Origin of the sequence: Acidaminococcus sp. BV3L6 (genome assembly GCF_000468835.1) — a bacterium.
GTDB lineage: Bacteria > Bacillota > Negativicutes > Acidaminococcales > Acidaminococcaceae > Acidaminococcus > Acidaminococcus intestini.
Window position 1 is genome coordinate 26,520 of record NZ_AWUR01000005.1, and the last position, 7,510, is coordinate 34,029.

Here is a 7,510-nt window from a genome sequence, read left to right on the forward strand (position 1 = left end):
ATCCCCTCCCCTTTGCTGCTTATTATTTCCAAATGACGACCGGTTTGATGAGATCCCGCGGTTTATCGCGCATCATAAAGAGCGCTTCTTCGACGTGATCCATGCCTTCAAAGACGTGGGTGACTTCCTTATGGAGATCGAGGCGACCGCTCGTGACAAGGCTCGCCAGTTTTTCCATGCGCAGCCGTCCGCCCGGCATGAGACCGCCGGAAATGGTCTTGTTCGACATGCCAGCGCCCCATTCCACGCGAGGGATCTTGACATAGTCTCCGGAACCGAGGTAGTTAACGTTGCCAATCCGTCCGCCTGGCTTCAGACACTTGATGGCTTCGCTGAAGGTATCCACGTTGCCGCCGGCAATGCAGACGCGGTCCACACCGGCGCCATTTGTCCGTTCCAAGACCTGTGCAAAGATGGGGCCATCCTTGTAGCTGATAAATTCATCAGCCCCATAAGCTTTGGCCACTTCCATACAGACAGGACGCGTCCCCACCGCCATGATACGGCTGGCCCCTCTCAGGGCGCAGGCACGGACCGCCATGAGGCCCACAGGACCAATACCGATGACAAGGACCGTATCGCCAAACTGGACATCAGCCTGTTCGACGGCGTGGAAGCCCGTCGGAACCATATCAGACATGATGCATGCGTCAACAGGATCCATGCCCTCCGGCAGATGGGCCAGGTTGCCATCCGCATCATTGACATGGAAGAAATCAGCAAAGACACCATCTTTATAATTGGAGAATTTCCAACCGCCGAGCATACCGCCTGAATGCTGCTGCCACCCAGCCTGGGCAGCGGCGGAACTCCAATCCGGCGTAATGGCCGGAACAAGGACCCGGTCCCCCGGCTTGAAATCCTTGACCAAGCTGCCCACTTCTACAACTTCAGCGCAGCATTCATGGCCCAAGATCATGTTGTGCCGTTCGCCAATGGCTCCGGACCATAAGGTGTGAACATCGGAAGAACAGATGGCAACCGCGATAGGGCGGCAAATCGCATCAAGAGGACCGCAGACAGGCCGTTCTTTTTCGATCCATCCGGATTCACCGATTTTCAACATAGCATATCCTTTCATGGGAGCACCTCCTTGCTGTCGTAAAGTTCTTATAATTATCGATTTTATCAATTGTTGCTTTTATTATTACAGATACATCAGGTTCCGTCAATGACAAAAATCCGCACGCCCCAACAAGGTTTCATCGACGTTCCGCGGTCCTTACTTTTCGCGGGACATCAAAGACCTCCCACGTACGGAAACTGTACGTAAGAGGTCTTTGATCAACATAATCAGCGGTGGCGCCGATAGAAATCATCCATGAAAGCAGCCAAGGTTTCGCATCCTTCCTGCGGCATGGCATTATACATAGAAGCCCGGATTCCTCCGGAAACGCGGTGCCCTTTAAGGCCCACCATCCCATTTTGGGCGGCGCTTTCCACAAAAAGGGCTTCCAGCTCCGACGTGGGCAGATTAAAGGTCGCATTCATGAGTGACCGACTATCCTTCTGGGCCCGACCTACATAAAAGTCAGGATAAGCGTCGATCACATCATAAACGATCTTGCTCTTTCTGGCATTGCGGACCGCCATAGCTTCCAGCCCCCCTTGTGCAAGGAGCCATTTGGCCACAAGACCGACGATATAGATTCCGTAGACAGGCGGCGTATTATAGGTCGAATCATGATCCATGAACGTCTCGTAGTTCAGCATAAGGGGAAGGCGGCTGTCCCTTCCGCGCAGGAAGCTCTTTTTCCCTATAACGACAGTCACGCCGGCAGGTCCAATATTTTTCTGGGCCCCGCCATAAACGAGGGAGAAGCGATCCATAGGGACAGGACGGCTCAGGAAATCGGATGAAAAATCTGCAATAAGGGGCACATGTCCCGTCTCAGGATATTCATGATATTCTGTTCCATAGACCGTGTTGTTGGAATTGATATAAAGGTATGCCGCCTGATGAGGCATCTGGATCTCGCCCTTTTTGGGCACCCGATCATAAGCGGTGCTGCGGCTTGAATAAGCAACGGCCGTTTCTCCAATCTTGTCCGCTTCCAACATGGCTTTATGGGCAAAATTGCCCGTGTCGGCATAGGCACCGACTTTCCCTGGCATCAGGAAGTTCATAGGGATCATGGAAAACTGCAGCGTACCGCCTCCACCCATAAACATGACGCTCCAATTATCATCCAGATGCAAAAGGGTCTTGATATCTTTCTGTGCTTCATGGTTGATGTCTTCAAAAAGATCAGAGCGATGACTAATTTCCATAACAGACATACCACTTCCCTTATAATCAAGCAGTTCTGCTTGGGCCTGTTCCAATACAGGCAGCGGGAGCATGGAGGGTCCTGCACCAAAATTAAAGATTCTTCCCATCTTGTTCATCTCCTATCAAATGAATGGTCATGGCATCCCGCAGTTTTGGCTCGAACCAAGTTGATTTGGGCGGCATGATCAGTCCCGCGTCGGCAACGCGGATGAGTTCTTCCATAGTCGTTGGATACATGGCAATCGCAGCCATAAAGGCGCCGCTGTCTACGGCATCCATAAGACCTTTCAGCCCTCGGATACCGCCCATGAAATCAAGACGGGGATCCTTTCGAGGATCCTTGATGCCCAAGATTGCCGAAAGGAGAAGGTCCTGGAGGATGCTGGTATCTAGGCTCTTAATGGGGTCAGCGGCATCATACGTGCCTTCTTTGGCCGTGAGACGCCGCCATTTGCCGCCAAGATAGAGGCAAAATGTATGGGGAACAGATGGTTCAGCAGGCCGTGTCAGGTCCTCCACGTCAAAAGAAACACTCACTTTCTTCAGGAAATCTTCCGCCGTAAGTCCGCCCAAGTCGCGAATCAAACGATGATAAGGCAGGATATGAAGCATGGATGACGGAAAGATAACTGACAGGACATAATTGTATTCCTCGGTTCCCGTCTGACCTTTTCGAGCGCCCAATTGCTTGGCGACTTGATAGGCTGCTTCACAGCGATGATGGCCATCGGCTATATAAAGCTGCGGGACCTGCCTAAAAAGACGGGTCACTTCCTGGACCTTCAGCGGTTCATTCATGACATACAGGGTATGACGAACTTCATCTTCTCCGGTAAAGTCATAGGTCGGCGTATGGTTTCCCATATAGTCCAACAGGAAAGCAGAAAGCTGTCCTTTGCTCTTGTAAGCAAGAAAAACAGGTCCCGTTTGGGCCTTGGTCGCTAGGATATGCTGAACCCGATCCCGTTCTTTCTTTTCCCGCGTAAGTTCATGTTTGCGGATGACCTTGTCTTCATATTCCTTAAGTGAAGCGACTGCCACAAGGCCGATCTGGATATAAGGACCCATTTGCTGCCGATAAATATAGTAGCAGGGTGTCGAATCTTGGATCATCTCCCCACGACTGATATACGTCTCCAGGTTTTCCCTTGCTTTTTCATAAACCTGGGGATCATCCTCCGCAATAGATTCCGGCAAAGCCGCATCTGAACGGGTCACTTGCAAAAAGCTCAAGGGATTTTGGCGAAGCATGTCCCGGGCTTCTTTTTGATTCATCACATCATAAGGCAATTCAGCAATCTTACAAATGAGTTCCGGAATGGGGCGCAGAGCCCGAAACGGTCTGATTTCTGCCATATTATCTTCACTCCTATTCTTTAGCGGTCAAGAAAGAGGATAGGGTCTAATTAAAGGAATCCTAGGCTCTATCCGAATAATTCAGGTTCTTTTTGCAAAAATATCCGACAAAGATATTATAGCATAAGAGGAACTTTTCCTTCAAAAGACCTTTCAACAATTAACTTATTAAATATAATTCATTTATTTTTTTAATGCAAGTAAAATTTCTTTTTGTATTTCTTAGACCACACAGATTTCCTTCCTCTCAAACAAAATCGTAAAGTGTTTCATTCGCTTTGTTTTTCTGCTCATGTATTCCAAAAAGGCCTACCCATTCTCATAGGCTACACGGTCCTGGGGTTCGCCTGCAGCAGGCTTGATCAAAAAGCAGGACTCATGCCGGCGACCCTCTTTGCCATGAGGATCCCTATCTATGGCGACAGTCCCGAGTTCATTGGTATGGCCATGATGATGGGGCTTCCTTCTTATCCATCATTTTGACGGTCTTTGTCACCAGTCTTCGAAACGCTTTGTTTACATCAGTCCTGGCCCCCTATGTTCGCAAGAAAAGCGGGATCTTTCCCCCCCCTTTTTGCTTATGGACTGACGGATGAATGCTTTGCCTTCAACCTAGTAGCTGTTAAGGGTAATGAAGACGGATCACCGGAGGAGGACCAAACAATCAACCTCATCAGTATGCTGGGCCGGTCCATTTCCAGTTCCTTAGGCTGCTATTTAGGGATCTTTCTCCAACTTGTGCCTGGCCCTTGTTTCCTATATCCTTACGGCCATGTTCCTTGGCATCGGGTCAAACTATGTGGGTTCACGGATCCTTGTCACGGCAGGCATTGCCTCCGGTCTCATATCTGTCTTTTTTCAACGTTCATTCCCTTCAAGCTGCACATCGTTCTGACAAACCTAACAGCCTCCATTTCCTTCACTGTCCTTACTAGGAAAAAGGAGGCACGCCATGAATGATTTTTGGGAATCCTTCCGTCTTGCTAATAGCTACAGCAATACCTATGCAATGGGTGCCATCTTTGCCATGGCCCTTGCCACGTTCCTGCCCCGCTTCTTTCCTATGGTACTTCTCAAAACCCGCACACTTCCCCTTTGATCTACCAAGTGGCTCCATTTTGTCCCGCTTGCCATTTTGGGATTTTGGTTTTCCCCGATCTTTTATTAAAAGATGGAGCGATCTATCTTTCCCTTGACAATATTCCCCTGTTAACGACCCTCTTCATTGCTCCCATCGTCATTCGAGCAAAGTCCTTGGGAGCTGCTACCATCTGCGGTGGTACGGTCTTTTATATCCTGCAGGAATGGCTATAAGATAACTCAAAAGGCTATGAAGATGCAATGACACCTTCATAGCCTTTTGAGTTATGACTTCAGCATACGTCCTTTTTGTTCCAGGTTCCTGACGGTCTTAAGCAGTGTATCCCGGATGCGGGAAAGACCAATTGTTTCAAGGCGCGCTTCCGGCCCGGATAGACTGATGACATATCCCTTCTGTCCCAAATGAAGGGGCACAGCTACAGCCGCCACGCCTTCGTCAACTTCGCCCCGGGAAACAGCATAGCCATCCTGGAGAATAGCAAGGAGCTGATTTTTGAGGATCCGCTGCTTGGTCTTTTCTGTAAAGAGCTCCCCAATGAGCGTATCCCGAAGGCTTTCATCCTGCATAGCAAGAAGCATCTTACCCGACGCACCAATATGAAGGGGCACGATATACCCCTTATGGCCCATGACAGAAAGGCGGTGCCGGGACTGAACCATATCCACGCAGACACCTTGGTGCCCAAGAAGCGTCGAAACGACAACGGTCTCATTAAAGCAATCGGACAAATCGTTCAGGGCTTCTGTAATGAGGTCCTTTACGGTATTGTGAACAGAAACAGCAGAGGCGACCATGAGGATTCCCGTTCCGAGTCTGTATTGACCGCTTTTTTCGGACTGTTCAATCCAGCCGGCATGCTGCAGGGTTCGCAGAATCCGATATACAGTCGTCTTATGCAGGGAAAGGGCCCTGCTGATTTCCGTAAGGGACAGGGATTCCCGACGCTGGGCCGCATAAAGTTCAAGAATCCTGACTGCATGCAGTACCGAATTGACATAAGGGGAAGAAGATTGATCCACCATGAGCAGGCTCCTTTCCAAATAAATCATGATTTTTCCTCATTATAGGAAATCGTCATTTGTCTTGTCAATGATTTTATTTCATTATAGTGTCTATATTGCAAAATCGTGTCCAATTTCATTGACTTCCCCTGCGCCACTTCCTATAATGAGAGCACAGCAAAAGAAAGACCTGCGATGCAGTTAAAAGGAGCATGATGAAATATGGATAACTATAGCCTTCAAAAACCTCTCAATATGGCCCCTACAGGGATTGCGACCTTTGCAAAAAGTGACCTGGCAACAGATATCTATCATCTGAATGCTGATGTTGCCGTCCTTGGCGCCCCCTTCGATCTGGCTATCCAAGGCCGCACGGGCTGCCGTCTTGGCCCTCGCGGAATCCGGTTGGGTTCAACCCGCTTTACCTACAAAAAGGGCGGCACCTATGATTCGGAACGCAAGCAGTACTATATGGATGCCAGACGTTGGCATGTTGTAGACTGTGGGGATGTGGACTATATCCCCGGTGACCTCAAAGGCACCATGGCAAACTTGGAAAGTGCCGTTTCCATTATCCAGAAACAAGGGGCCCTTCCCGTTGTTCTAGGCGGTGACTGCGCCGTTGACTTCCCGGTCCTGCAAGGTCTGGAAGGCATTGGGAACTTTGATATCGTTCATATTGATGCTCATCTAGATTGGACCAAACCTCTTGACGGTCAGAAATTCTTTAACGGCTCCCCCATGAGAAATGCCGCTGGGCTTCCCTATGTGGGACGAATCCTCCATCTGGGTGTCCGCGGCATTGGCAGCAGCGGTCCCGATGATTTTGAAGAAGCCCGCGAACATGGAGATCAAATCTATTCCTGCCGCGATGTCCGCCGCTTGGGCATTGACCGGATTCTCAAGGAATTTGGGCTTGCCAAACAGTTTGTCGTATGTTTTGATATCGATGCGATGGATGCCGTTTATGCGCCGGCTACGGGTTCCCCCATGTTCGGCGGTTTCAATTACGATGAAGCGGTCGATATCCTTGAAGCCATTGGCTCGTCAAGCGACCTCAAAGGAATTGTCATGACAGAAGTAGCCCCGCCTTTTGACGATATCGGAGGCACGACGGGATACCTCGCCGCCCGCCTGATTTCTGACCTCTTGGGCTTTGCCATGAAAAGGAAAGAAGCCCTTCGCTGACGAAAGGAACCTGCCATGGACCAGAAGCATTCCTACCATTCCGGCAAATGGATCACCCTTATTGGGTTTTGCACGGCCATGGAAATCATCCTTGCCCGGTTTCTCTCCCTTCACACATGGAACTTGAAGATTGGACTGAGTTTCCTGCCTGTCGCTGCCGCCGCCCTTATCGGCGGCCCCCTTGCCGGCGGCCTGACAGGCGCCTTGGGTGACCTCATCGGTGCAATTCTTTTCCCCGTAGGGCCCTACTTTCCCGGCTTTACACTCTCCTCCTTTCTCGATGGCTATATTTATGGCCTGATTTTTCGTCGCAGCCTAAGCCGAAAAGCCATCCTGCTTGCCGTCTTCCTTACCCAAATCGGCGTCAGCCTCGTCCTCAACACCTACTGGCTGAGCGTACTCTTCCACACACCCATGATGAACCTGCTGTATCCCCGCCTCTTCCAGTGCGCGGTCGGCGTTGTCACAAAAACGGTTCTCCTTTCCATTGTCCTGCCGCCTCTCAAGAAGCGTCTCTCCCTGCTTTGATTGACAAGCGGGCACCAGAAGAAGTTTTTCTTCTGGTGCCCGCTTTTTCATGACAAAAAAGAA

Annotated in this window: 8 protein-coding genes; 4 read left to right on the forward strand and 4 right to left on the reverse strand. The window is 50.1% G+C overall.

Going from position 1 to position 7,510, the window contains the following annotated elements; all coding sequences use genetic code 11:
- Positions 1–22: 22 nt before the first annotated feature.
- The 3 genes from HMPREF1246_RS00860 to HMPREF1246_RS00870 form a co-directional block, all read right to left on the reverse strand.
- Positions 23–1,081 (reverse strand): NAD(P)-dependent alcohol dehydrogenase, encoded by a 1,059-nt coding sequence (locus tag HMPREF1246_RS00860; RefSeq protein ID WP_009016260.1) that lies wholly within the window; start codon positions 1,079–1,081, stop codon positions 23–25.
- A gap of 212 nt (positions 1,082–1,293) precedes the next feature.
- Entirely contained in the window at positions 1,294–2,379 is a 1,086-nt protein-coding gene (serC, locus tag HMPREF1246_RS00865) for a 3-phosphoserine/phosphohydroxythreonine transaminase (RefSeq protein ID WP_021736415.1), read from the reverse strand.
- Positions 2,363–3,628: a DUF1015 domain-containing protein gene (locus tag HMPREF1246_RS00870; protein WP_009016258.1), complete on the reverse strand. Its 1,266-nt coding sequence runs from the start codon at positions 3,626–3,628 to the stop codon at positions 2,363–2,365. The genes serC and HMPREF1246_RS00870 overlap by 17 nt, the downstream gene beginning before the upstream one ends.
- Positions 3,629–4,580: 952 nt before the next feature.
- Here HMPREF1246_RS00870 and HMPREF1246_RS10670 point away from each other — a divergent pair.
- Positions 4,581–4,727 (forward strand): AzlD domain-containing protein, encoded by a 147-nt coding sequence (locus tag HMPREF1246_RS10670; RefSeq protein ID WP_021736416.1) that lies wholly within the window; start codon positions 4,581–4,583, stop codon positions 4,725–4,727.
- A gap of 8 nt (positions 4,728–4,735) precedes the next feature.
- Entirely contained in the window at positions 4,736–4,942 is a 207-nt protein-coding gene (locus HMPREF1246_RS10675; protein WP_231368190.1) for an AzlD domain-containing protein, read from the forward strand.
- Between the two features lie 51 nt (positions 4,943–4,993).
- Here the strand turns inward: HMPREF1246_RS10675 and HMPREF1246_RS00880 are convergent, their stop codons facing one another.
- The gene (locus HMPREF1246_RS00880; RefSeq protein WP_021736417.1) at positions 4,994–5,779 is read right to left on the reverse strand and encodes an IclR family transcriptional regulator; all 786 of its coding nucleotides are present in this window, start codon (positions 5,777–5,779) and stop codon (positions 4,994–4,996) included.
- A 174-nt stretch (positions 5,780–5,953) separates the two neighbouring features.
- Here HMPREF1246_RS00880 and HMPREF1246_RS00885 point away from each other — a divergent pair, with 174 nt between their 5' ends.
- Together HMPREF1246_RS00885 and HMPREF1246_RS00890 are read left to right on the forward strand one after the other, a co-directional pair.
- Positions 5,954–6,919: an agmatinase gene (locus tag HMPREF1246_RS00885; RefSeq protein WP_009016254.1), complete on the forward strand. Its 966-nt coding sequence runs from the start codon at positions 5,954–5,956 to the stop codon at positions 6,917–6,919.
- A gap of 15 nt (positions 6,920–6,934) precedes the next feature.
- Complete coding sequence (locus tag HMPREF1246_RS00890) at positions 6,935–7,447, forward strand: folate family ECF transporter S component (RefSeq protein ID WP_009016253.1); 513 nt, start codon at positions 6,935–6,937, stop codon at positions 7,445–7,447.
- The last annotated feature ends 63 nt before the right edge of the window (positions 7,448–7,510 follow it).

Coding starts and splice junctions, on each gene's coding strand:
- HMPREF1246_RS00860 (WP_009016260.1), bottom strand. CDS start 1,081: ATGAAAGGATATGCTATGTTGAAAATCGGTGAATCCGGATGGATCGAA.
- serC (WP_021736415.1), bottom strand. CDS start 2,379: ATGGGAAGAATCTTTAATTTTGGTGCAGGACCCTCCATGCTCCCGCTG.
- HMPREF1246_RS00870 (WP_009016258.1), bottom strand. CDS start 3,628: ATGGCAGAAATCAGACCGTTTCGGGCTCTGCGCCCCATTCCGGAACTC.
- HMPREF1246_RS10670 (WP_021736416.1), top strand. CDS start 4,581: ATGAATGATTTTTGGGAATCCTTCCGTCTTGCTAATAGCTACAGCAAT.
- HMPREF1246_RS00880 (WP_021736417.1), bottom strand. CDS start 5,779: ATGATTTATTTGGAAAGGAGCCTGCTCATGGTGGATCAATCTTCTTCC.
- HMPREF1246_RS00885 (WP_009016254.1), top strand. CDS start 5,954: ATGGATAACTATAGCCTTCAAAAACCTCTCAATATGGCCCCTACAGGG.
- HMPREF1246_RS00890 (WP_009016253.1), top strand. CDS start 6,935: ATGGACCAGAAGCATTCCTACCATTCCGGCAAATGGATCACCCTTATT.